This window comes from Jatrophihabitans fulvus (genome assembly GCF_054781375.1).
The window spans coordinates 517,461-542,137 of sequence record NZ_BAAGUN010000002.1; the positions used below are offsets into that span (position 1 = coordinate 517,461).

The 24,677-nt window shown below is 70.7% G+C and carries 19 protein-coding genes; 10 read left to right on the forward strand and 9 right to left on the reverse strand.

Annotated elements, in window-relative coordinates; all coding sequences use genetic code 11:
• Positions 1–152: 152 nt before the first annotated feature.
• The 6 genes from dnaB to ACYVP9_RS11010 all read right to left on the reverse strand — a co-directional run bounded on the left by dnaB (position 153) and on the right by ACYVP9_RS11010 (position 4,862).
• Positions 153–1,562 (reverse strand): replicative DNA helicase, encoded by a 1,410-nt coding sequence (gene dnaB / locus ACYVP9_RS10985; RefSeq protein ID WP_460604841.1) that lies wholly within the window; start codon positions 1,560–1,562, stop codon positions 153–155.
• A 458-nt stretch (positions 1,563–2,020) separates the two neighbouring features.
• Positions 2,021–2,467 (reverse strand): bL9 family ribosomal protein, encoded by a 447-nt coding sequence (rplI, locus tag ACYVP9_RS10990; protein ID WP_460604842.1) that lies wholly within the window; start codon positions 2,465–2,467, stop codon positions 2,021–2,023.
• Between the two features lie 12 nt (positions 2,468–2,479).
• A complete protein-coding gene (gene rpsR, locus ACYVP9_RS10995; RefSeq protein WP_460604843.1) occupies positions 2,480–2,716 on the reverse strand; it encodes a small ribosomal subunit protein bS18 in 237 nt (78 codons plus the stop codon).
• Positions 2,717–2,800: 84 nt separating this feature from the next.
• Complete coding sequence (locus tag ACYVP9_RS11000; RefSeq protein ID WP_460604844.1) at positions 2,801–3,310, reverse strand: single-stranded DNA-binding protein; 510 nt, start codon at positions 3,308–3,310, stop codon at positions 2,801–2,803.
• Positions 3,310–3,600, reverse strand: a complete 291-nt coding sequence (gene rpsF / locus ACYVP9_RS11005) for a 30S ribosomal protein S6 (RefSeq protein ID WP_460604845.1) — start codon at positions 3,598–3,600, stop codon at positions 3,310–3,312. Before rpsF ends, ACYVP9_RS11000 begins: the two co-directional genes overlap by 1 nt.
• 119 nt (positions 3,601–3,719) lie before the next feature.
• Positions 3,720–4,862, reverse strand: coding sequence for a hypothetical protein (locus ACYVP9_RS11010; protein ID WP_460604846.1), 1,143 nt, complete (start codon positions 4,860–4,862; stop codon positions 3,720–3,722).
• 141 nt (positions 4,863–5,003) lie between these two features.
• On the opposite strand from ACYVP9_RS11010, the gene ACYVP9_RS11015 reads away from it, so the two are divergent.
• A complete protein-coding gene (locus tag ACYVP9_RS11015) occupies positions 5,004–5,786 on the forward strand; it encodes a deoxyribonuclease IV (protein ID WP_460604847.1) in 783 nt (260 codons plus the stop codon).
• On the opposite strand, the gene ACYVP9_RS11020 is transcribed toward ACYVP9_RS11015, so the two are convergent.
• From ACYVP9_RS11020 to ACYVP9_RS11030, 3 genes are all read right to left on the reverse strand, one after another.
• Positions 5,765–7,246 carry a glycosyltransferase family 87 protein gene (locus ACYVP9_RS11020; protein WP_460604848.1) on the reverse strand — a complete coding sequence of 494 codons (1,482 nt, stop codon included), beginning with the start codon at positions 7,244–7,246 and terminating at the stop codon, positions 5,765–5,767. The genes ACYVP9_RS11015 and ACYVP9_RS11020 overlap by 22 nt on opposite strands.
• Positions 7,247–7,288: 42 nt before the next feature.
• On the reverse strand, positions 7,289–9,748 hold the full coding sequence (locus tag ACYVP9_RS11025) for a transglycosylase domain-containing protein (protein WP_460604849.1): 2,460 nt from the start codon (positions 9,746–9,748) through the stop codon (positions 7,289–7,291).
• Between the two features lie 375 nt (positions 9,749–10,123).
• The gene (locus ACYVP9_RS11030) at positions 10,124–12,355 is read right to left on the reverse strand and encodes a (Fe-S)-binding protein (protein ID WP_460605068.1); all 2,232 of its coding nucleotides are present in this window, start codon (positions 12,353–12,355) and stop codon (positions 10,124–10,126) included.
• A gap of 303 nt (positions 12,356–12,658) precedes the next feature.
• Between ACYVP9_RS11030 and ACYVP9_RS11035 the strand changes: the two genes are divergently transcribed.
• The 9 genes from ACYVP9_RS11035 (at position 12,659) to ACYVP9_RS11075 (ending at position 24,667) form a co-directional block, all read left to right on the forward strand.
• Complete coding sequence (locus ACYVP9_RS11035) at positions 12,659–14,302, forward strand: hypothetical protein (RefSeq protein ID WP_460604850.1); 1,644 nt, start codon at positions 12,659–12,661, stop codon at positions 14,300–14,302.
• Between the two features lie 48 nt (positions 14,303–14,350).
• A complete protein-coding gene (locus tag ACYVP9_RS11040) occupies positions 14,351–16,501 on the forward strand; it encodes a hypothetical protein (RefSeq protein WP_460604851.1) in 2,151 nt (716 codons plus the stop codon).
• 72 nt (positions 16,502–16,573) lie between these two features.
• Positions 16,574–17,161: a low molecular weight phosphatase family protein gene (locus ACYVP9_RS11045; protein ID WP_460604852.1), complete on the forward strand. Its 588-nt coding sequence runs from the start codon at positions 16,574–16,576 to the stop codon at positions 17,159–17,161.
• A gap of 191 nt (positions 17,162–17,352) precedes the next feature.
• Positions 17,353–19,218 carry an Hsp70 family protein gene (dnaK, locus tag ACYVP9_RS11050; protein WP_460604853.1) on the forward strand — a complete coding sequence of 622 codons (1,866 nt, stop codon included), beginning with the start codon at positions 17,353–17,355 and terminating at the stop codon, positions 19,216–19,218.
• A complete protein-coding gene (grpE, locus tag ACYVP9_RS11055) occupies positions 19,215–19,925 on the forward strand; it encodes a nucleotide exchange factor GrpE (RefSeq protein WP_460604854.1) in 711 nt (236 codons plus the stop codon). Before dnaK ends, grpE begins: the two co-directional genes overlap by 4 nt.
• A gap of 76 nt (positions 19,926–20,001) precedes the next feature.
• Positions 20,002–21,201 (forward strand): molecular chaperone DnaJ, encoded by a 1,200-nt coding sequence (gene dnaJ, locus ACYVP9_RS11060; protein ID WP_460604855.1) that lies wholly within the window; start codon positions 20,002–20,004, stop codon positions 21,199–21,201.
• A gap of 3 nt (positions 21,202–21,204) precedes the next feature.
• Entirely contained in the window at positions 21,205–21,597 is a 393-nt protein-coding gene (locus ACYVP9_RS11065; RefSeq protein ID WP_460604856.1) for a MerR family transcriptional regulator, read from the forward strand.
• 105 nt (positions 21,598–21,702) lie between these two features.
• A complete protein-coding gene (clpB, locus tag ACYVP9_RS11070) occupies positions 21,703–24,309 on the forward strand; it encodes an ATP-dependent Clp protease ATP-binding subunit (protein WP_460604857.1) in 2,607 nt (868 codons plus the stop codon).
• Positions 24,302–24,667, forward strand: a complete 366-nt coding sequence (locus ACYVP9_RS11075; RefSeq protein ID WP_460604858.1) for a hypothetical protein — start codon at positions 24,302–24,304, stop codon at positions 24,665–24,667. Before clpB ends, ACYVP9_RS11075 begins: the two co-directional genes overlap by 8 nt.
• Positions 24,668–24,677 lie beyond the last annotated feature (10 nt).

The following is a 24,677-nucleotide window of genomic DNA, read 5'->3' on the forward strand; positions in this document are numbered from 1 at the left end:
CACGGACCCACCATCCGCGGCCAAGCACGCGGCGGCGCGTCACGCTCCTTCCGCTCGCCAGACCCTCAACAAGTCCGAATGTCGCGCGTCAAGCCTCAAGTTGCCTCACTTAGGGGCGCGGACCATCAAGTTAGGTTGCACGCGGCACAACCTCAGCTGGGCATGTCGGCGAAGCGGCTGTACCGGCCCTGGAAGGCGACCGCGAGCGTGGCGGTCGGTCCGTTGCGGTGCTTGGCGATGATGATGTCGGCCTCGCCGGCCCGCTCGGTCTCGGGCTCGTACAGGTCGGGGCGGTGCACCATCAGCACCACGTCCGAGTCCTGCTCGATCGAGCCCGACTCACGCAGGTCGGAGAGCATCGGCTTCTTGTCGGTGCGCTGCTCGGAACCGCGGTTCAGCTGCGAGAGCACGACCACGGGGACCTCGAGCTCCTTGGCCAGCAGTTTCACCGCGCGCGAGAACTCGGACACCTCCTGCTGGCGGGACTCGACCTTCTTGCCGGACGTCATCAGCTGCAGGTAGTCGATGACGATGAGTTGCAGGTCCTGGCGCTGCTTGAGCCGGCGGGCCTTCGCGCGGATCTCCATCATCGTCAGGTTCGGCGAGTCGTCGATGTAGAGCGGAGCCTCGGCGAGCTCGGACGAGCGCAGCGCGAGCCGGCGCCAGTCCTGATCGCTCATGTGGCCCGAGCGCATGTTCTGCAGCGCGACGCCGGCCTCGGCCGAGAACAGCCGCATCATGATCTCGAGCTTGCCCATCTCGAGGGAGAAGATGGCCGTCGGCTTCTGGTGCTTGATTGCGCTGGATCGCGCAAAGTCGAGAGCGAGGGTCGACTTGCCCGAACCCGGCCGCCCGGCCACCGTGACCATCTGCCCGGCGTGCAGACCGTTCGTGATCTCGTCGAGCTGCTGGAAACCCGTCGGGATGCCGGTGCCGACGCCGCCCGTGGCGGAGATCTTCTCGATCTCGTCGAGCGTCGACTGCAGCAGCGACTCGATGTGCACGTAGTCCTCGGACGAGCGCCGTTCGGTGACGTCGTAGATCTCGACCTGGGCCCGGTCGACCACGTCGTCGATGTCGCCGCCGATCTCGCCGTCGCCGGAGGACGCGTCGTAGGACATCTGCACGATGCGGGTGCCCGCGATCACGAGGCGGCGCAACGTGGCGCGCTCGGCGACGATCTGCGCGTAGTACCCCGCGTTCGCCGCCGTCGGCACGAGGTTGATGAGCGTGTGCAGGTACGGCGCGCCGCCGATGCGGTTGAGCTGGCCGGCGCGGGTGAGCTCGTTGGACACCGTGACCGCGTCGGCGGGCTCGCCGCGCGAGTAGAGGTCGAGGATCGCGTCGTACACGATCTCGTGCGCCGGACGGTAGAAGTCACCGGGCTTGACGACCTCGATGACGTCGGCGATGGCGTCCTTGCTCAGCATCATGGCGCCGATGACCGACTGCTCGGCCTCGATGGCCTGCGGAGGGGTGCGGTCGAACTCGACGCCGCCACCCGTGCGCCCCCGTGTCTCCTCGACCGCTGTCACCGCTGCCGCTCCCGCACCCTCGTCCACCCGTGTCGCACCCTTGTATGAGTACGCCGGACCACCGACGATTTCGCGCAGCATCGACCGCGACCCGCGTGCGGGCCGGCTCGGTGTCGTGCGTTCGTCCAGGGGGTCCGCGACGCTCTCGTGCGGCCTTCGGAACGCTAAGGGCACCCTCGGCGTGTCGCCAAACCGCCGCTGTGCACGCCCTTGGGGACAAGCTGTGGAACACGCCGACAGTCCTGTTCACACAGCTGTGGACAGCGCTGTGGAAAACCGCTTACGGCCCCGTCCCGCCGGACCTGTGGGTGTGGACGCGAGAAATTTCCGGACGTTCTCGCCGGCTGTCCCCGACGTCCGCCGGAGGTCCCTGGCGAGTCCGTCGTCGAGTGCGCTAGGCGTGGCGGCCGCGCACCTCGGCGACACCCGTCCGGACACGACGAAGCCCGGCACCCACGAGGGGTGCCGGGCTTCGAGGACGGAACTCAGACGGCGTTGACCTTGACCGGCACGGACGCGACGACGTCCGGGTGCAGGTCGACGGTGACGGTATGCGTCCCCGTGGTCTTGATGTGGCCGTCGATGCGGATGCGCTTGCGGTCGAGGTTCGGGCCGCCGGCGCTCTTCACCGCCGCCGCGATGTCGGTGGTGGTGATGGAGCCGAACAGACGGCCGTCGCCACCGGCGCGGGCGTCGACCGCGACGGACAGGTTCTCGAGCGCGGCCTTGATCTCCTTAGCGTGGCCCAGGTCGCGGATCTCGCGGGCGTCCTGCGCGCGCCGGATCTGGGTGATCTGCTTCTCGGCACCCTTGGTCCAGCCGATGGCGGCACCGCGGGGGACGAGGAAGTTGCGGCCGTAACCGTCGGCGACCTCGACGATGTCGCCGGCCTGGCCGAGGCCGGAGACCTCACGGGTGAGGATGAGCTTCATGGCACGTCCTCCTTAGCGGGCGGTCGAGGTGTAGGGCAGCAGCGCCATCTCGCGGGCGTTCTTGATCGCCTTGGCGATCTGCCGCTGCTGCTGCGCGCTGACGCCGGTCACGCGGCGGGCGCGGATCTTGCCGCGGTCGGAGATGAACTTCCGCAGCAGGGCGGTGTCCTTGTAGTCGATGTAGTCGATCTTCGCCGCGACGAGCGGATTCTGCTTCTTCTTCGGCTTGCGGACCGGAGGCTTGGGCATCGTTCTGGTCTCTCTCTGTCGGTCAGTTCGTATGAGGTCACGGTCTCGACGGCCCACACCTGGGCCGGAGACCGGCATGACGATCTAGAAGGGCGGCTCGTCGGAGAACCCGCCGCCGCCACCGGACGAGCCGGAGGACGCGGGCGCGGAACCCCACGGGTCGTCGGCCGGCGGACGGTCGTTACCGCCGCCACCGCCGCCGTAACCGCCGCCGTCGCCGCCACCACCGCGCGATGCACGGTTCACCTTGGCGGTCGCGTAGCGCAGGGACGGGCCGATCTCGTCGACGTCCAGCTCGATGACGGTGCGCTTCTCGCCCTCACGGGTCTCGAAGGACCGCTGCTTGAGCCGGCCCTGGGCGACGACCCGCATGCCGCGCGTGAGCGACTCGGCGACGTTCTCGGCCGCCTGCCGCCAGATGGAGCAGCGCAGGAACAGCGCCTCGCCGTCCTTCCACTCGTTCGACTGGCGGTCGAACTGCCGCGGGGTGGAGGCGATGGTGAAGCTCGCGACCGCCGCGCCGGACGGGGTGAAGCGCAGCTCGGGGTCGGCGGTCAGGTTGCCGACCACCGTGATGACGGTGTCGCCGGCCATTACCGCTGGTCCGGCCGCAGCACCTTGGTGCGCAGCACGTTCTCGTTGAGGTTCAGCTGCCGGTCGAGCTCCTGCACGGCGGCCGGGTTGGCCTGCAGGTCGACCACGGCGTAGATGCCCTCGGCGTGCTTGTTGATCTCGAACGACATGCGGCGGCGACCCCACACGTCGACCTTCTCGACCGTGCCGCCGTCGGACTTCACGACGGTGAGGAACTGGTCGAGCGACGGGGCGACGGTGCGCTCGTCGAGGGTCGGGTCGAGGATGACCATGACTTCGTAGTTACGCATGAGAGCGTGAGTCCTCCTGTGGACTGATTCGGCCGCGGACGGTCCGCGGCAGGAGGAACCCGGCTGTCAGACAGCCGGGAACCCCGCCACGATACCCGTGGCGGGGGCCCGACCTGAAATCAGGACTTCTGCTTGAGCAGGAAGAGCCGGGCGTAGGTGCCGGCCACGAGGGCCAGCGCGATGATCGCCAGGATCGCCAGGATGACCGGAACCTGGCTGGACGGGCTGCCCGCGTCGCTGGCGAGGTCGACCGTCTTCTGCCCGTTGGTCGCCTTGGCGTCGGTCGAGGTGGCCTTCGAACCCGCCGCAGCCGTGGACGAGCCTGCCTGCGGCAGCGTGCCGGTGAAGACACCGGTGTCGTTGTTCTGGGCGTTCTGCTGCAGACCGCCGCCGCCCCCGGCACCGCCGGCGGCCTCACCGCCGCCGCCACCGGAGTCGCCGTTGGGCACGACCTGATCGGGAACGGTGAGACCGGGCAGCTCGTAGCCGTTGGTCTTCGTGGTCGGCTTCGGGGCCTGGGACGTCTTGCCGCCCTTGCTGCCGCCGGTCGGGAGGTTCAGGTTGGGGACGGACGGCGCCGGAATCGTCGGGGCGTTCACGCCCGGCAGGCCGACCTTGGGCAGCTGGACCGGGCCGACCTTGGGCGACACCGAGACCTTGGGCAGCTGCACCGAGATGCCACCCTTCGGCGGGTTCTTCGCGACCACGATCTTGCCGACGTACTCGTTCTCGGCGTTGAGCTCGATTCCGAGCTTCTTGGCCTGGTTGCCGTCGAGGTTGATCGGCAGGATGGTCTTGCCGAGCAGCCCCACCTTCACCTGGTCGGCCTTCCACGTGAACGTGTACGTGCCGACCCGGGGGAACGAGAAGGTCTTCGTCGTCGACCCGGTCAGCACCGTGTTCGCCGCACCGCCGGGCAGGTTGCGGAAGTCGGCGGTGACGCGGAAGTCGGACCCGCCCAGCAGGGTGCCGAGCAGGCCGCCCAACCCGAGCTGGTTCACGAGCGACTTGATCTTCTGGGTCGGCGCGGCGGAGGCGGAGAACTTGATGCTGTCGCCCGGCTTGATGCCCAGCTGCGAGCCGCCCGTGGGGTTGTTGTCGTCGACGAGCCCCGTCAGGGTGATCTGCGCGTCCCTGGACGCCGCCTGGGCGGGAGTCACCGAGAAGAGCAGCGTCGCGACACCGACGACCACGGCCACGAGCGCGGCCATGATGCGGCGTCCCGGCAGCGTCCTCGGATTGACCTCGTGTCGACCCGGCATGCGTCCTGCTCCCCGTCTCTCGCGCGACCCAAAATCGGTCAAAAGCCACATGGTACTTCGTGTCACCAGTACAACGAGCCCGGCCCGGCGCACGTTACGGGGCGGGAGGTCCCGTCACACCTTCGACATACTGTCGCCACTATGCCCACGAAGACCCCGGTTGCAATCGGCGCGCACGTGCGTTCGGACGACCCGCTCGACTATGCGGAGAAGACCGGGTCGGCCTCCATCCAGCTCTTCCTGACCGACCCGCAGGCGTGGAAGAAACCCGAGCCGCACCCCCACGCCGACGCGATCCGGGGCAGTGACCTGGCCGTCTACGTGCACGCGCCGTACCGCATCAACGTGGCCACCACGAACAACCGCATCCGGGTGCCGAGCCGCAAGCTGCTGATGCAGCACGCCCAGGCCGCTGCCGAGCTGGGGGCGAAGGGGTTGATCGTCCACGGTGGGCACCTCGCCGAGACCGACGACCCGTCCGTCGGGGTCGAGAACTGGCGCAAGACGTTCGAGTACGCCAAGAACGACGGCGGTTACCCGCTGCCCGTCCTCATCGAGAACACCGCCGGGGGCACGAACGCCGTCGCCCGCCGCTTCGACCGGCTCGCCCAGCTGTGGGACGCCGTCGGCGAGTACGGCGCCGGCTTCTGCCTCGACACGTGTCACGCGTTCGCCGGGGGCGAGCAACTCGACGACATCGTCGACCGGGTCAGGGCGATCACCGGGCGGGTCGACCTCGTGCACGCCAACGACAGCCGCGACGCCTTCGACTCCGGCGCCGATCGGCACGCGAACTTCGGCACCGGGTCGATCGACGCGTCCGCCATCGCCGACGTCTGCCGCGCGGCGGGGTGCGACGTCATCGTCGAGACCCCGGCCGAGGGGCAGGGCGACGACGTCGCCTACCTGCGTTCGTCCGTCTGATACCCGGCCGGCACGGGGGCGCGCTGCCGGCGCCGCTGCAGCCACGGCGCGTCGGGAGCGTTCTCGAAGACCCCGCCGGACGGGTCGTCCTCACCCGCCAGCCGCACCACGTCGAGCTCCGGGTGCCACATCTCGCGCACGATCAGCACCGCCAGTGCGACCAGCAGGGCGTCGCGGACGAGCAGCATGAGCACGAGCCATCCGTAGTCGATGCCGTGGGCGGGGTCGCCCAGCCCGAGCAGCACCGTCAGCGTCAGCATCCACACGACGATCTCGGCGAACTGCCACACCAGGTTCAACCGCCACCGCGGCCGCGCCAGCGCGAGCAGGGGCACGAGCCACAGCGAGTACTGCGGGCTCCACACCTTGGTCGTCAGCAGGAACGCGAGCACCACCAGGAACGCGAGTTGCGCCAGCCGCGGACGGACGGGTGCCGCCAGCGCCACCCACACGACCGCGGCGAGGGCGGCGATCAGCAGCAGCGCCACCGCCGGTCCCGGCGGCACGTAGTAGGGGGCGTCCTGATCGCCCAGCGAGCCGTCGACCAGCGTCTTGCCGATGGCCCAGAACGTGGAGCGTTCGGTCGGACGGTCGATGCTGAACTTGTAGAACTCCCACCAGCCGTCGTAGTACGCCGAGGCGATGGGCAGGTTGGTCGCGAGCCAGACGCCCGCGCCCGTGACGACCGCCCAGACGCTGTCGCGGTAGCGGCCCGTCCGGACGGCCAGGATCAGGACCGCGAGAAGCAGGAACGCCGGATAGAGCTTCGCCGCGGTGCCGAGGCCGATCAGCGCCCCGGCCAGCACGGGTTTGTCGCGCGACCACGCCCACAACCCGGCGGACGCGAACGCCATCGCGAGCAGATCCCAGTTCGAGAACGCGTGGAACACCAGCAGCGGTGACAGCGCCCAGATCGCCGCGTCCCACGGGCGGCGCCGCGCGGTCTGCGCGGTGGCGGCGGTGATCACCAGGCCGCAGACGGCCAGCAGGATCGTGGTGATCATGCCGAACACGACGAGCTGGCTCAGGTCGGACGCGATCGCATGCACGCCCCGGGTGAGCTCGGCGGTGAGCCACATGAACCCGCCGGTCAGCACCGGGTACTCGACCCGCGTGTCGCGGTAGGGCACGGCACCGACGTCGAGCCGTTCCGCCGACCACAGCGGGACGACGTCGGAGTAGCAGAAGTGCGTGTACTGCTTGCTGCCCACCCAGTCGCCCGTCGCGCAGGGCGACTTCTGGGCCATGCCGAGAATCAGGGTCGCGAGCGTCATCGCCAGCAACCAGCGCAGCGGCGTCCACCAGCTGCGCGGCGAGACCGCCGCCCGCCGACCCCAGGCGCCGCCGATCATGCGGGTGGCGCGCCACGCCATCGGATCGGTGCGGCTGGGGATGACCGGCGGCCGGGTCGGCGACGGACGGTCGGCCCGCCGCTGGACGTCGTCGGCGGCGCGGCTCACCGGCTCATCCTGACATGGGCCGCATCGTCAGGACGGGGTGCGTCACGGGTCGCGGACGGCGCCCCCACCGGCGCCGGCACCACCGGCGCCACCGCCCGCGCCACCACCGCCGCCACCGCCACCGCCGGCACCACCACCGCCGGCACCACCGCCGCCGGCACCGGGTGCGGGCGGGGAGGAGCTGGACGAGCTGGACGAACAGGCCGGCTGCAGCAGCCGTCCGCAGGTCGTGGTCGGGCTGCTGGGCGGGGCCGTCGACGGCGGCGGTGCCGTCGTGCTCGGCGGAGGTGTCGTGGTCGACGGCGGGCGCGACTGCTCGGTCGAGCTCGGCGGCGCGGTCGTCGACGACGGCGGACGGCTGGTGGACGACGGCGGGGTGTACGTCGGCGTGGGCTTGGGCTTCTTGCCGTTGGCGTCGATGAGCGTCCGCGTGGGCAGCGGCAGGTTCTTCTTGCCGTCCAGGTAGAGGTCCATGAAGGTCTTCCACGTACGGCCGGGCAGGTTCGCGCCGTAGAGCGGCTGCCCGTTCGCGTCGAAGATCGGTTTCGAGTAGCCGGTGCCCACCCACACGGCCGCGCTGACCTGGGGCGTGAACCCGACCATCCAGGCGTCGCTGTTGTTCACCGACCGTCCGCTGACGCCGGCGGTGCCCGTCTTGGCGGCGGACGCCCGTCCGTTCGCGAGCGGCACGCCCGACCAGGCGGCGATCGGCTCCATCGAGACGGTGACGTCGTTGGCGACCCGATCGTCGACGGCCTGCGTCGGCACCTCGTCGTGGTCGTAGACGACCTCGCCGTCGGACGCGGTCGCCTTCGACACGAAGTACGCGTCGTTCTGCTTGCCGCCGTTGGCGAGGGTCGCGTAGGCGTCGGCCATGTCCTGCACGGTCACCGGGTAGTCGCCGATGCCGATGCCGAACGTGGTGCTGCCGTCCTTGTCGACCAGGGACGGGGTGCCGTCGGGGTTCTTCTTCGCGATGCCCAGGCGGTGGCCGATGTCGGCGACCCGCTCGGGTCCGACCTCGGACGCGAGCAGGTCGAAGGTGGTGTTCAGCGACCACTTCATCGCGTTGCGCAGCAGCACGCGAGGCGCGCTGAGGTTCGCGTCGCCGGGGTCGTTGCAGATCTGCGTGCCCTCGATCGTGAGGCACTGGTTGCCCGGCACCTGGCTGTCGATCGTGTAGTGCGCGCGCCCCTCGGCCTGCTTGACGGTGTCGGTGAGCACGGTCGACAGCACGATCGGCTTGAACGTCGAGCCCGGCGGACGGGCACCCCGTCCGGCGTAGTCGTTGAAGTCGATCTTGCCGTCGTACCCCTTCCGGTCGGGACCGGTGCCGGGGTAGTAGGCGAGGATGCCGCCGTCGGACGGGCGCACCGCCACCAGCGCGTTCTTGAGGTTGCGCTGCTTTCTGGTCAGGTTCGCGAAGTTCTGCTGGATCGCGGTCAGCGCGGCGCGTTGCGCCTTCTTGTCCAGGGTCGTGCGAATGGTCAGGCCACGCCTCGACACCTCGTCGGCCGAGATGCCGTGGCTCTGCAGGTCGGCGAGCACGGCGTTCTTGACCAGGTACTTCCAGCCGGTCGTGCCGATGCCGTTGCCGCTGAGCTTCTTGGTCTTCGGGAAGACCTGCGCGGCCTCCTGCGCCTCGGTCAGGTGGTTCGTCTTGACCATGCCGTCGAGCACGTACTGCCACCGCGCCTTCGAGGCGGACGGGTTGTCGACCGGGTCGTAATACGCGGGAGCGCGCAAAAGGCCGGCGAGCAGCGCGCCCTGCGCGACGGTGAGCTTTTGGACGTCGACGCCGAAGAACGCCTGCGCCGCGGCCTGGATGCCGTACGCGCCGCGTCCGAAGTAGACGGTGTTCAGGTAGAACTCGAGGATCTGGTCCTTGCTGTACTCGCGTGACAGCTTGACCGCGATCATCAGCTCTTTCAGCTTGCGCGACAGGGTCTGCGCGTCGCTGAGGTAGGCGTTCTTCACGTACTGCTGGGTGATGCCCGAGCCGCCCTGGGTGGCGCCGCCGGTCACGTCGTTGAACGCGGCGCGCAGGGTGCCGGTGATCGACACCGCGCCCTGGTCGTAGAAGTTGCGGTCCTCGGCCGCGAGCACGGCCCAGCGCACGTGCTCGGGCACCTTGGCGAGGTCGACGGTGGTGCGGTCGACGGTGCCGATGCGGGCCAGCGTCGTGCCGTCGGCGTACTGGATGGTCGCCACCTGCGGCAGCGGCAGATCGGTCGGACGGGGGACGTCCGTCAGCGTGTAGAACGCGACGATCGCCGCGACCATGATCGCGGCCATGAGGCCGAGGAACCAGGTGCCCAGGATCATGCCGCGACGGGCGTACCGCCGCGGCCGGGTCATCGCGGCGACGCGCGCCTTCGTGCGGCGGCGACGCACCTTGCGCTTGTGACGGAACCGGGCGAACTTCCCGGCGTCCTCGTAGTCGCGTTCCGTCCAGTCCTCGATGGGCTGAGGCGGTTTCGGGCGCTTGTCCTTGGCGCTCATCGCGTCACTCCGTTGCGTCCGACCATTTCGACGAGGCTAACGAGCGGTCCTGGGACGGGGTGCGCCCTCGACGGCAACGTCTCAGGTCACTGTTCCCAGCTGTGCCCGCGCTGTCCCGCACCCACGTCCCCGGTGTGCCGCTCGGCCCCATCGCAGCGTCGTCCCCGGTGTGCCGCTCGGCCCCATCGCAGCGTCGTCCCCGGTGTGCCGCTCGGCCCCATCGCAGCGTCGCCAGTCGATCTTCGTGGCGACGCATGGATGGGGCCAAGCGGCGTCCGACCGGCTCCGAAAGCGATCAAGAGGAGGAAACGCACGCCTGGGCGTGCGTCTCCTCCTCTCGATCACGAATGGGGAGGGAGGGAGGGAGGTGACCGATCAGGTCGAGGCGGGTTCCTTGTCGGGGTCCGGGTCGGTGGCCGGGTCGTCGGCCTGCTCGGCGGCGGACGGGGGCGGCGGGGCGCCGAGCGACTGCCGCAGCAGCTGCGCGACGTCGAGGACGGCGACGTCCTCGCGGGCCTCGCCCTCACCGACCTTGGCGGCGACCGCGTCGGACAGCATCACCATGCAGAACGGGCACGCGGTGGAGATGACGTCCGGGTCCCACGACAGGGCCTCTTCCGTCCGCTCGACGTTGACGCGCTTGCCGAGCTTCTCCTCCATCCAGAAGCGGGCACCGCCGGCGCCGCAGCAGAACCCGCGGTCCTTGCAGCGGTGCATCTCCTGCGACTTCAGGCCCTGGATGGCGCCGAGCACCTCGCGCGGCGGGGTGTAGACCTTGTTGTGCCGGCCCAGGTAGCACGGGTCGTGGTAGGTGACGTTCTTGTCGACCGCCTCGACCGGGACGAGCTTGCCCTCCTCGACGAGCCGTCCGAGCAGCTGCGTGTGGTGCACGACCTCGTAGTGGCCGCCGAGCTGCGGGTACTCGCGGGCGAGCGTGTTGAAGCAGTGCGGGCAGGTCGCGACGATCTTCATGCCGCCGGCGCGCTCGATCGAGTTCAGCGTCTCGACGTTCTGCATGCCCTGCATCTGGAACAGGAACTCGTTGCCCAGGCGGCGGGCGGGGTCACCGGTGCACGACTCGGCCTGGCCCAGCACCGCGAACTCGACGCCCGCGGTGTGCAGCAGCTCGGCGAACGCGACGGTGACCTTCTTCGACCGGTCCTCGAGCGCACCCGCACAGCCGACCCAGAACAGGTACTCGATGTCGGCGTCGAGCTTCTCGCCCGGCGTGGCCTGCCGCACCTCGAAGGAGAGGTCGGAGAACCACTCGGACCGTCCGTTGTTGGACATGCCCCACGGGTTGCCCTTGTTCTCGATGTTGCGCAGCATGACGCCGGCCTCGGACGGGAACGCGGACTCGATCAGCACCTGGTACCGGCGCATATCGACGATGTGGTCGATGTGCTCGATGTCGACCGGGCACTGCTCGACGCAGGCGCCGCAAGTCGTGCAGGACCACAGCACGTCCGGGTCGATGACACCGCCGGACGCCTCGTCGCCGACGAGCGGACGCAGGGCCTGCTCGATGGTCGAACCCTGGATGCGGGCGTAGCCGTCCTCGGGCACGCCGTGGCCGCGCAGGCCCTCGTCCGAGAAGTTCGGCTCGGAGTCCTCGGGGACGTCCTTGCCGAAGATGTACGGCGCCTTGGCGAACAGGTGGTCGCGCAGGTTCATGATCACGAGCTTCGGCGAGAGCGGCTTGCCCGTGTTCCACGCCGGGCACTGCGACTGGCAGCGGCCGCACTCGGTGCAGGTGGCGAAGTCGAGGTAGCCCTTCCAGGTGAAGTCCTCGATCTTGCCCTTGCCGAACACCGTGTCCTCGTCGAGGTTCTCGGCGTCCATGAAGTCGATCGGCTTGCCGTCGGCGTCGGCGACCGGCAGCAGCGGGCCGAGACCGTCCGGCTCACGCTTGGTGAGCACGTTGAGGCCGGCGGTCGCGATGTGCAGGTGCTTGGAGTACACGACCAGCACCGAGAAGCCGAAGATGACGGCCATCTGCGCGACGATCCAGAACGTCTCGAAGCCGGTGATGTAGTCGCCGTCGGGCAGGGCCTTGGCGATCAGCCACGACGCGAACGGGGCCTTGGAGTCGCCCCAGGGGAAGTAGCCGCTCTTGGCCTGCGCGCCGCGGTACATGAGCAGCGTGATGACGACGAGCGCGATCATGCCGAGCACCAGCCACGCCGGGCCGTTGTGCGAGCCGTAGAAGCGGCTGTCGCGCTTCTTGCGCTCGGGCGCGTTCTTCAGCCGGTTGTAGGCGAACCAGACGATGCCGAGCAGCACGGCGACGGCGAAGAAGTCCTCGAGGAAGCCGACCACGCGCCAGCGTCCGATGATCGGGATGCCGAAGTCGCGGCTGACGACCAGGGCGCCGTACGCCTCGACGATCGTCAGTCCGAGGATCAGGAAGCCCCAGAAGGTGAAGAAGTGGGCGATGCCCGGCGCGTTCCACTTCAGCAGGCGGGTCTGGCCGAAGACTTCCTTGACCTGCACCCGCAGGCGCTCCTGGAAACCGTCCATGCGGCCAGGCGCGGGCTTGCCCGAGCGGACCAGTTTGACCAGGAACGCCACGCGCTTGCCGGCGAAGGCGACGGTCAGGATCAACATCCCCAGGCCGAGGCCGATACGCCACCAGCCCGGCGAGTGGTACGGGAAGTCGTAGACCCAGTTCCCTGCGACCACGGTGTTCTGCACGCGTGTCTCCTCATCGTCGACTGCAGGGCGCAGTCACCTGAGACTATGCGGTGTTACTGCCGGGTAACCACCGGATGGCCGGGGTATGTGGTCAGACCCACCGCGGGGCACCAGTGTGCCTGCCGGGGCGGACGGGACGCGCGGCACCCGCCCCTGCTGTGCCCGGCCCGCGCGATCCGGGGCCCGGACCGGTCCGCTGTGCGACCATCGCAGGCGATGTCCGCGTCCGTGTCGCTCGTGCCGGCCGTCGCGGACGGCGACGGTCCTGCGGTCGACCCCGTCGGCGCACCGCCACGACGGCGGGCCGTTCCCGACCTCTGGTGGCCCACGGTCGTCACGGCACTCAACGCGGTCGCGTTCTTCCTCGTCCGCCCCGACGTCAACGACCTCTGGGCCGCACGCGCCCGGGCCGCGGCGGTCGAGGACGGCGTGGGTCTCACCTACTGGTTCTCCTGGTTCAGCGGCGGCGCGACCCCCGGCACCTACTCCGTCGTGACGCCCTACTTGTCTTCCCTGGTCGGACCCGAGCTGGTCTGCGCGCTCTCCGCCGTGGCCGTCACCGTCGTGGGCACGATCGCGGTCCGCGGCACCCGCCACCCGGTCGTCGCGTCGTGGACGGTCGCGCTCGTGGTGCTCGCCAATCTGTGGAGCGGGCGGGTGCCGTTCCTGCTGGGCGGCGCGATCGGCATCGGCGCGATCATCGCGCTGCAGCACCGCAACCGTCCGCTGACGGTGGTGCTCACGCTGCTGTCGATGTTCGCCTCGCCGGTCTCGGGCGCGTTCATCGCCGTCGGTCTGTGCGGCACGTTCATCACCACCCGCACCCGCGAGTGGCGTCCGATCATCGCGTGGGCGGTCGGGACGGTCGGCGTCGCGCTGGTCGCCGTGGCGATCGTGTTCGGCACCCCCGGACCCGAGGGCTTCGGCACGCTGTTCGCGCTGCAGGTGCTGGTCTGCCTGGTGCTGCTCTACCTCGCGAGGCCCACCGACCACATCCGCACGACGATCATGTGGTCGGCGCTGGCGGTGGTCGTGGTGTTCGCGATCCCCAACGGCATGGGGTCGAACTTCTCGCGCTTCGTCGTGTTCTGCCTGCCGGTCGTGGTGCTGGCGGTCACCGAACGGCGGCTGCGGACGGCCCTGCTGCTGGTCGCGCCGGTCCTGGCCACTGGGCTCGCGGGCACCGTGAACGACCTCGCGAACGCGACCCGTCCGGTGTCGTCCGTCGCGTACTACCAGCCGCTGGCGAAGGAGCTCGACCGGCTGCCCGACCTCACCACCTATCGGGTCGAGGTGGTGAACCACGGCGCCCACGCCGGCTACGACGCGCTGCTCGGCCACGCCATGCTCGCCCGCGGCTGGGAGACCCAGCAGGACATGGCGCTCAACCAGTCGCTGCGCACGGACCCGCTCGACCCCACCACCTACAAGGTGTGGCTCGACAACAACGCGGTCGGGTACGTCGCGCTGCCCTCGACGACGGTCGCCCACTACCCCGAGTACGACCTGGTGGCGTCCGGACGGGCCACCTACCTGCGCGAGATCTGGCGCACCGACGACTGGCAGCTGTTCCGGGTGCAGAACGCCGTGCCCATCGTGGCGCCGCCCGCGCACATCGTCGCCGCGACCCAGTCGGCCCTGACCGTGCACGTGCCCTGCGCCTGCCGGACGTTCGTCCGGGTGCACTGGTCGAAGTTCCTCGAGGCGACGCTGCAGGTGCCCCGCACCGTGAACGGCACCCGCACGTCGACCGAGGTGTCGGCGGTGATCGCCGACGACGGCCACGGGTGGACGACGATGACCACGACGCGACCGGGTGCGTACGTCCTCGCCGGCAGTTTGAGCGGTATCGCGCGTTAGCCGTCCGGACGGCTGCCCGGTACCCGCCGATACGGGTACGTTCCGACCGTGAGCCGACCCACCGACTCCGACGTCCCGGACCCGCTGCGGCCCGTCCGCCCCTGGACGCGCGCGTCCGCTGCGTCGGACGACCGGGTGGGCGAGCTCGAGGCGCAGTTGGCCCGCGCCCAGCAGGAGCTCGAGCAACTGGAGTCCCGCATCGCCGCCGACGAGCAGGCGGTCGCCGGCGAGCCGGCCCAGGACCCGCGGACGGCCGAGCTGGAACGGCAGCTGGAGGAACAGCGCCGCGAGTTCGCCGAGGCCCTGGACGCCGAGCGCGCGCAGGCGCAGCAGCAGCTCGACGACCTGCGCACCGAGTTCGCCGAGGAGCTCAAGGCCGAACGCTCCCGCTCGGCGACGGACGGCGACCGGGTCGCCGAACTCGAGCGGCAGCTCGAAGACCGACGGACGGAGCTCGCGGACGCGGTGCGCGCGGCGGCATCGGAACGGGACGCGCTCGAGGCCCGGCTGGCGACGGCGAAGTCGAAGCTGGTGCAGGCCGACGTGCACGTGCACCAGTCGGAGTCGCGCAGCGAGCAGGCGGCCCACCAGCTGCGCGAGGCCCAGGAGCGCCACGAGGCCGAGCTGCGGCAGGTCCGCGAGGACCACGAGCGGGCGCTGGGCGAGGCCCGGGCCGCCGCGCAGGTCGACGCCGCCCGCCGTGACGAGCGCGTCGCCGAGCTCGAGCGCGCGATCGCGGCGCAGCGGTCGGAGTTCGCCGAGACGTTGCAGGCCGACCGCGCCGACGCCGCCGAGAAGCAGCGGGCGGTCGACGCCGAGATCACCCGCATCGCGCAGCGGCACCGCGCCGAACTCGACGACCAGCAGGCGGCGTTCGACCGCGAGCTCGCCGGCGCCCGCGAGACCGCTGCCGCCCGCGAGGCCGAGCTGCGGCAGCAGCTCGACGCCCTGCGCGCCGAGTTCGCCGAGGCCGTCGAGACCCAGGCACAGGCGCTCGAGGCCCGACAGCGGCAGGCGGACGACGACCTCGCCCGTGCCCGCGACGAGCACGAGGCCGCCCTGGCGTCGGCACGGGACGAGTTCGCCGACGCGCTCGAACGGGAGCGGACGGCCGCCGAGCAGCAGCGCGCCCGCGAGCTCGACGCCGCCGGCGAGCGCGAACGCGACCTGCAGCGGCAGCTCGCGGACCTGCGCGAGGAGTTCGCCGACACGCTGCGCACGGCCCAGGCGGACGCCGACCGGCGCCAGGACGACCTCCGCGCCGAGTTCGCCGACACCCTCGCGGCCGCGCAGGCCGACGCCGAGCAGCGCGAGCAGTCCCGGCGCGAGGAGTTCGCCGAGACGCTGCGGGCCGAGCGCGCCGACGCCGGGCAGCGCGAGGCCGACCTGCGCGAGCAGGCCCGCCGGCGCGAGGCCGAGCTGCAGCAGCAGCTCGCCGACCTGCGTGACGAGTTCGCCGACACCGTCCGCCTCACCGCCGAGGACGCCGACCGGCAGCGGGCGGCCGAGACCGAACGCGCCGACGGCGACCGGCGGACGATCGAGCAGCTGCAGGCCCGCGTCGAGGAGCTCGAGAGCAGCCTGGCCTCGGCCGACGAGCACATCGCCCGCATCGAGCAGCAGGTGCGCTCGCAGCACGAGCGCTACACCGCCGAGCAGTCGCGGGCGCAGGCCGAGCTGCAGCAGGCGCGCGACGAGCTCGCCGCCGCCGAACAGCGGTCCGGCGAGGCCGCGGACGAGGCCGACCGCGAGCGGCGCCGGCTCGGCGCCGAGCTGGCCGAGCTGCGCCAGAAGGCGGAGTTCGAGCAGCACCGCGCCGACGACGCCGAGCGGGCGGCCGACGAGGCACAGCGCCGCGCCGACGCCGCCGAACCGCAGCTGCGCGAGATGGAACGGGCGCTGCTCGCCGCGGAGCAGAACACCGAGCAGAAGGTCGCGCAGCTCGAGGCGCGCCTCGTCGAGGCGCAGCGGTCGGCCCAGTCGGAGCGGCGCGAGTCCCAACGTCGGCGGGCCGACCTCGAGCGTCGCGTCGGCGACCTCGAGGCCGAGCTCACCGAGGCCGTCACCGAGCGCGACGCCGCCGTCGCCCGCCGCGAGATCCTCGAACGCACGATGCGGACGGCTCCCCCGGCGGACACCGCAGCGCCGGCCGGCGAGCCGCGCCGGCGGCCCCGGCCACCCCAGCGGCCGTCTTCCTGATCTACTGCTCTATGCCTTTCTGGCTAGACGGCCATAGAGTGCGCAATCGACGCCTGCTGGCACGCTGAGTCCGTGACCGCGTCGTTCTCCGTGCTGTTCGTGTGCACGGCGAACATCTGCCGCTCCGCGATGGCAGCGCAGCTGTTCCGAGCGTCGGTCGGGCCGGTTCCGAACGTGGTCGTCCGGAGCGCCGGCACCCACGCGCTCGTCGGCCATGGACTGGACGAGCCGTCGGCGGCCGCCCTCGCGGAGCTCGGCTGCGCGGTCGCGCCGCATGGGGCGCGGCAACTGGGCGCGACCGAAGCGGCCGAGGCGGACCTCGTTCTCGCGGCGACCACCGCTCAGCGCGCAGAGATCGTCGCGACGGCTCCGTCCGCCTTGGAGCGGGCGTTTACCCTGCGGGAGTTTGCACGGCTGAGTCGGGACCTACCGGCCGGTCCGCCCGTGTACGGGGACCGCGCCGCGCTCGTCGGCCGTGTCGTCGAGGTCGCTGCCCGGCGGGGCTCGGCGGCAGCGGCGCCCCCCGGCATCGACGAGGTGGGCGACCCGTTCGCCGCGCCCTGGGTCGAGGTGCAGCGCTGCGCGGTCGCGATCCGCGACGCCGTTGTCGAGACGGCCCGGATCCTCGGCCTCCCGCCCGCGCCCGCTGACGACGCCTGACACGTCGCCACTCGTGACGCATGTCACGTGCCGTTGAGGAAGTTGAGTCAGTTGGACTCAGTTCTTTTGACATAGCACGTGTACGACGAGCACCATCGGGGTACGCCCGAGGCGAGAGCCCGAGCACCCAGACCTTGCTCGCAGCTGGCAAGCCGTCAGCACGAACCGTCCGATACGAAGGAGCACCATCCATGGCACGAGCCGTCGGCATCGACCTCGGCACGACCAACTCCGCAGTCGCCGTCCTGTCCGGCGGCGAGCCGGAGGTCATCGCCAACGCCGAGGGTGCCCGCACCACTCCGAGCGTCGTGGCGTTCGCGAAGAACGGCGAGGTTCTCGTCGGCGAGGTCGCGAAGCGCCAGGCCGTCACCAACGTCGACCGCACGATCCGGTCGGTCAAGCGCCACATCGGCGAGAGCTGGACCACCAAGATCGACGGCAAGGACTACACCGCGCAGGAGATCAGCGCCCGCACGCTGATGAAGCTCAAGCGCGACGCCGAGAGCTACCTCGGTGAAGACGTCACCGACGCGGTGATCACCGTTCCCGCGTACTTCTCCGACGCCCAGCGCCAGGCCACCAAGGAGGCCGGCACGATCGCGGGCCTCAACGTGCTGCGCATCATCAACGAGCCCACCGCGGCCGCGCTCGCGTACGGCCTCGACAAGGGCGGCTCCGAGCAGACCATCCTCGTCTTCGACCTCGGCGGTGGCACCTTCGACGTGTCGCTGCTCGAGATCGGCGACGGCGTCATCGAGGTCAAGGCCACCAACGGCGACAACCACCTCGGTGGTGACGACTGGGACCAGCGGATCATCGACTGGCTCGTCGACAAGTTCAAGAGCGGTCACGGCATCGACCTGACCAAGGACAAGATGGCCATGCAGCGTTTGCGCGAAGCTGCAGAAAAGGCGAAGGTCGAGCTGTCGTCGTCCACCTCGACGTCGATCAACCTGCCGTACATCACCCAGGACGCCGAGAAGAACCCGCTGTTCCTCGACGAGACGCTGTCGCGCGCCGAGTTCCAGAAGATCACGTCCGACCTGCTCGAGCGCACCAAGGCGCCGTTCAACAGCGTCATCAAGGACGCCGGCATCAGCGTCGGCCAGATCGACCACGTCGTGCTCGTCGGTGGTTCCACCCGCATGCCGGCCGTGAGCGACCTGGTCAAGGAGCTCACCGGCGGCAAGGAGCCGAACAAGGGCGTCAACCCCGACGAGGTCGTCGCCGTCGGCGCCGCGCTGCAGGCCGGTGTGCTGAAGGGTGACGTCAAGGACGTCCTGCTGCTCGACGTGACGCCGCTGTCCCTGGGCATCGAGACCAAGGGCGGCATCATGACCAAGCTGATCGAGCGCAACACGACGATCCCGACCAAGCGTTCGGAGATCTTCTCGACGGCCGAGGACAACCAGTCGTCCGTGCAGATCCAGGTCTACCAGGGCGAGCGCGACATCGCGGCCTACAACAAGCGGCTCGGGGTCTTCGACCTCGACAACCTGCCGCCGGCGCCGCGCGGCGTGCCCCAGATCGAGGTCACGTTCGACATCGACGCGAACGGCATCGTCCACGTGTCCGCGAAGGACCGCGCGACGAACCGCGAGCAGGGCATGACGATCACCGGCGGCTCGGGCCTGAGCAAGGACGAGATCGACCGGATGATGAAGGACGCCGAGGCGCACGCCGCCGAGGACAAGGAGCGTCGCGACCAGGCCGAGATCCGCAACTCCGCCGAGGGGCTGCAGTTCCAGACCGAGAAGTTCCTGTCCGAGAACGGCGACAAGATCCCGGCCGAGAAGAAGACCGAGCTCGAGGCCGCCGTCGAGGAGCTGAAGAAGCTGCTCGAGGGCGCCGACTACGAGGCCATCAAGGCCGCGCAGGAGAAGCTGTCGGCGCTGGCCACCGAGACCGGCGGGGCGATGTACGCCGCCGCGGCCGGCGACGCCGACGCCGCGGGTGCCGCCGGTGCGGGCCCGGACTTCACGAAGGCCGAGTCGTCCGACGACACCGTGGTCGACGCCGAGGTCGTGGACGAGGGTCCGGCTGAGGAGAACAAGTGACCAGCGGTTCCAGCGGCGCACCCGAACCGGAGGAGCCACCGATCCGCTTCACGAACAACCGCAAGATCAAGCTCGACGACGACGCGTCCGCGGCTCCGGCCGCGGACGCGGCGGACGGCCCGTCCGACACGGCGGCTGACGCGGCGGAGGAGTCCGTCGCGCCGCCGCAGGACGAGACGCTCGCGGCCACCGAGGGCACGTCCGACGCCGACGCCCCGACGGTGCCGCTGGAGGATCTGCAGCGGTTGTCGGCCGAGTACGCCAACTACCGCAAGCGCAGCGAGCGCGAGCGGCTGGCGGCGGGCGAGATCGCGGTGGCTCGCGTGGTGGCCGAGCTGCTGCCGGTGCTCGACGACCTCGACCGCGCCAAGGCGCACGGTGACCTCACCGGCGCGCTCAAGGCGGTGGCCGACAAGCTCGACGGCGTGCTGGCCAAGCTCGGTCTCACCGCGTTCGGCGAGGTTGGCGACCCGTTCGACCCCGAGCGTCACGAGGCCGTGATGCACGACGAGAGCGACGCCGTCACCGAGCCCACGTGCACCACGGTGATGCGCCAGGGCTACCTGCTGAACGACCGCCTGATCCGCCCCGCCATGGTCGGCGTCAGCGATCCGGCGGCCGGAGCAGGGCCGGACGTGTCCGACGCCGTCGAGGACGCGGTCGCGGGCAGCGAACGCCACGTCGACGAATCGGCCGAGCAGAAGTGATTCACGGGGTCGGGCCGGACGATCTGCCGGCCCGACCCCGCATCCCGCAGACTGATCGCAGAGAGAAGGTGACGCCATGAGCAACGTCGAGAAGGACTACTACGCCGTCCTCGGTGTCACCAAGGACGCGTCCGCGAGCGACATCAAGAAGGCCTATCGCAAGCTCGCGCGCGAGAACCACCCCGACACCCACCCCGGAGACACCGAGCGCGAGAAGCGTTTCAAGGAGGTCTCCGAGGCGTACGGCACGCTCAGCGACGACGCGAAGCGCCGCGAGTACGACGAGCAGCGTGCGCTGTTCGCCGGCGGCGGCCCGTTCCGTGGCGGCGGTGCCTACCCGGGCGGCGGCCCGACCCCCGGTTTCGACGTGTCCGACCTGTTCGGCGGGGGCAACGGCGGCAACCTGAACGACCTGTTCGACGGCCTGTTCGGCGGCGGCGCCGCTCGGGGTGGGGGCGGACGGAGCCAGGGCGGCCCGTACTCGTTCCGCACCAGCGCGTCGGGCGGTCCGCGCCGCGGCAAGGACGTGAACGCCACCGTCGACCTCGGTTTCGAGGAGGCGGTGCGCGGCACCACGCTGCCGCTGAAGCTCAACGCTCCCGGCCCGTGCCGCAACTGCCACGGCAGCGGTGCGCGGCCGGGCACGTCACCGCGCCAGTGCCCTACCTGTGGCGGCACCGGCTCGGTGATCAGCAACCAGGGCGGCTTCGGGTTCAGCGAACCTTGCCGCGACTGCCGCGGCTCGGGCACGCTCATCGACGACCCGTGCCCGGTCTGCCACGGCACGGGGCAGAACACCGAGACCCGCACCATCACCGTCCGCATCCCGTCGGGGGTGCGTGACGGCGCGAAGATCCGGGTGCCGGGCAAGGGCACGCCGGGCGCGAACGGCGCCCCGGCCGGCGACCTGTATGTGACCGTCTCGGTCGCGAAGCACGCCCTGTTCGGCCGCAACGGCGACGACCTGACGATCAAGGTGCCGATCAGCTTCGCCGAGGCGGCGCTGGGCACGACGCTGCGCGTGCCGACGCTCGACGCCCCGGTGAGCCTCAAGGTCGCGCCGGGAACCCCGAGCGGACGCACCCTGCGCGTGCGCGGCCGCGGCGTGACGACGAAGAAGGGGGCCGGCGACCTGCTGGTGACCGTCGAGGTGGCGGTGCCGACATCGCTGGACGACACGGCCCGGGCGGCCCTCGAGGCCTATGCCGCGGCCGAGACGAGTGATCCCCGCCCGGCGATCACGAATGCCCTGGGGACGCGCACGGGAGGTGCGTAGGTCATGAGCAGGCCGAAGGAGCCGGCGAAGGACGCGGCGGTCTACGTCATCTCGATCGCCGCCGAACTCGCTGGCATGCACGCGCAAACGCTGCGCCAGTACGACCGGCTCGGCCTGGTCACTCCCAGTCGGACGGCCGGTGGCGGCCGCCGCTACTCGCAGCGCGACGTCGAGCTGCTGCGCGAGGTGCAGCGTCTGTCGCAGGACGAGGGCGTGAACCTGGCCGGCATCAAACGCATCATCGAACTCGAGTCGCACGTCGACGCGCTCCGCGCGAAGGTGAGCGAGCTGCAGGACGAGTTGGCTCGCACCCAGAACGAGCTCGCGCACCGCACTGGCCCGTCGACCGCCCTTGTCGTCTGGCAGCCCCAGCCGAGCCGCCGCCGGCGTCGGTAGCAGTTTCAAACTTGAGCGGAATACACTCAACCCTGCGGACGTTGTGCCCACAGGGCGACTTCTGGCCCGATGACACGACCAGCCACATGAGGTGAACTCACTCTTATGGACATGACCACCCGCAGCACGCAGGCGGTGAACGGTGCGCTCGCGGCCGCGCAGCAACGCGGCAACCCCAACGTCGAGTCGGCGCACCTGCTCGCCGCCCTGCTCGACGACTCCGAGACCCTCACCCGCCCGCTGCTGCAGGCGGTCGGGGCCGACCCGAACGCCGTGCGCAGCGAGGCCGCGCGCCTCGTCGACCGGTTGCCGGCGGCGTCGGGATCGACGGTGAACAAGCCCGTCGCCTCCCCCGGCCTGAGCCAGGTCGTGCGCAACGCCGAGAAGGTGGCGCGTGACCACCAGGACGAGTTCATCTCCGCCGAGCACCTGCTGCTGTCGCTGGCTTCGACCCGCGGCAACGGCGTCGACGACCTGCTGGCCCGCGTGGGCGCGACGCCGCAGGCGCTCGAGGGGGCGCTGCAGAGCGTCCGCGGGTCGCAGCGGGTCACGTCCGCCGACCCCGAGGCGACGTTCCAGGCTCTGGAGAAGTACGGCAACGACCTCACCGAGGCCGCGCGCGACGGCAAGATCGACCCCGTCATCGGCCGCGACACCGAGATCCGCCGCGTGGTGCAGGTGCTGTCGCGCCGCACCAAGAACAATCCCGTGCTCATCGGCGAGCCCGGCGTCGGCAAGACCGCCGTCGTCGAGGGTCTGGCGCAGCGCATCGTCGCCGGTGACGTGCCCGAGAGCCTGCGCAACAAGCGGCTCATCGCGCTCGACCTCGGCGCGATGATCGCCGGGGCGAAGTACCGCGGCGAGTTCGAGGAGCGGCTCAAGGCCGTGCTCGAGGAGATCAAGGACTCCGGCGGGCAGGTCATCACGTTCATCGACGAGCTGCACACCGTCGTCGGCGCCGGTGCCACCGGCGAGGGCGCCATGGACGCCGGCAACATGCTCAAGCCGATGCTCGCGCGCGGCGAGCTGCGCATGGTCGGCGCGACCACGCTCGACGAGTACCGCGAGTACATCGAGAAGGACCCCGCGCTCGAGCGGCGCTTCCAGCAGGTGCTGGTGGCCGAGCCGTCCGTCGAGGACACCGTCGCGATCCTGCGCGGCCTGAAGGGCCGTTACGAGGCGCACCACAAGGTGCGCATCAACGACGGCGCGCTGGTCGCGGCGTCCACCCTGTCCGACCGCTACATCACTTCACGCTTCCTGCCCGACAAGGCGATCGACCTCGTCGACGAGGCGGCCTCGCGGCTGCGCATGGAGATCGACTCGAAGCCCGTCGAGATCGACACCCTGCAGCGCGCCGTCGACCGGCTCAAGATGGAGGAGATGGCGCTCGGCAAGGAGAAGGACGACGCGTCCGTCGAGCGGCTCGCGCGGCTGCGCGCCGAGATGGCCGATCTCAGCGAACAGCTCGACGCGCTGAACGCGCGGTGGGAGCGGGAGAAGAGCGGCCTCAACCGCGTCGGTGAGCTCAAGGAGCGCATCGACAACAAGCGGGGCGAGGCCGAGCGTGCGCAGCGCGACGGCGACTTCGAGACCGCGTCCAAGCTGCTCTACGGCGAGATCCCCACCCTCGAGCGCGAGCTGGCCGAGGCCAGCGCGGCCGAGAGCGAGATCCCGTCCGACGACGTGCTCGTCAAGGAGGAGGTCACCGCCGACGACATCGCCGACGTCGTGTCGGCGTGGACCGGCATCCCCGCCGGCCGCATGCTCGAGGGCGAGACCGCGAAGCTGCTGCGCATGGAGGACGAGCTCGGCCAGCGCGTCATCGGCCAGAAAGCCGCGGTGCGCGCCGTGTCCGACGCCGTCCGCCGCGCCCGCGCCGGCATCTCGGACCCGAACCGTCCGACCGGCTCGTTCCTGTTCCTCGGCCCGACCGGTGTCGGCAAGACCGAGCTGGCGAAGGCGCTGGCGAGCTTCCTGTTCGACGACGAGCGCGCGATGGTGCGCATCGACATGAGCGAGTACAGCGAGAAGCACTCGGTGGCCCGCCTCGTCGGCGCTCCCCCCGGCTACGTCGGCTACGAGGAGGGCGGCCAGCTCACCGAAGCCGTCCGCCGGCGCCCGTACACGGTCGTGCTGCTCGACGAGGTCGAGAAGGCCCACCCGGACGTGTTCGACATCCTGCTCGCCGTGCTCGACGACGGCCGGCTGACGGACGGTCAGGGGCGGACGGTCGACTTCCGCAACACGCTGCTGGTGCTCACGTCGAACCTCGGCTCGCACGCCCTGGTCAGCGACCTGCCCGAGGAGCAGAAGCGCAGCGCAGTCATGGACGTCGTCCGCTCGCACTTCAAGCCCGAGTTCCTCAACCGGCTCGACGACGTGGTCGTGTTCGACGCACTGAGCACCGAGGACCTCACCCGCATCGTCGACATCCAGCTCGGCGAGCTGAACAAGCGGCTCGCGACGCGGCGGCTCACGCTCGACGTCACCGAGGCCGCGCGGGAGTGGCTGGCGCTCAACGGGTTCGACCCGCTGTACGGCGCGCGTCCGCTGCGGCGGCTGGTGCAGTCGTCCATCGGCGACGCGCTCGCCCGGGCGCTACTCAGCGGCCAGGTGCGCGACGGGCAGACCGTCCGCGTCGACGCGGCGGACGACCGCAGCGGGCTGCTCGTCGGTGCGGAGGCGCCGGCGGCCGCACTCGATGCCTGATTCCGTCTGGGGTGCGGACGGTTCCACACCGGAACCGTCCGCACCGCGGGTCCGCAAGGCACCCGTCGAGCCGGTGCCCGACTGGCTGCGCTCGACCCCGGACCCGGACGCTCCGGAGCCGGCTGAGCGCGACCCGGTGGCCGTTCTCGCGGTGGCTTCGGGGTTCGTGGGCATCGTGCTGTTCGGGCTGCTGCTCGCCGTCGTCACCGGGGTGCTCGGGGCGTGGGCGGGGCAGCGGGCGCGGGAGAGCAAGCGCAGCTACGAGCTGCCCTACCTCGCCCTCGGCCTCGCGTTCGTGGACGGCGTCGTGTGGGTGGCGCTGCACCTGCTGTTCGACATCCCGTCCTGGCTGGGCTGACGCCGCGCCG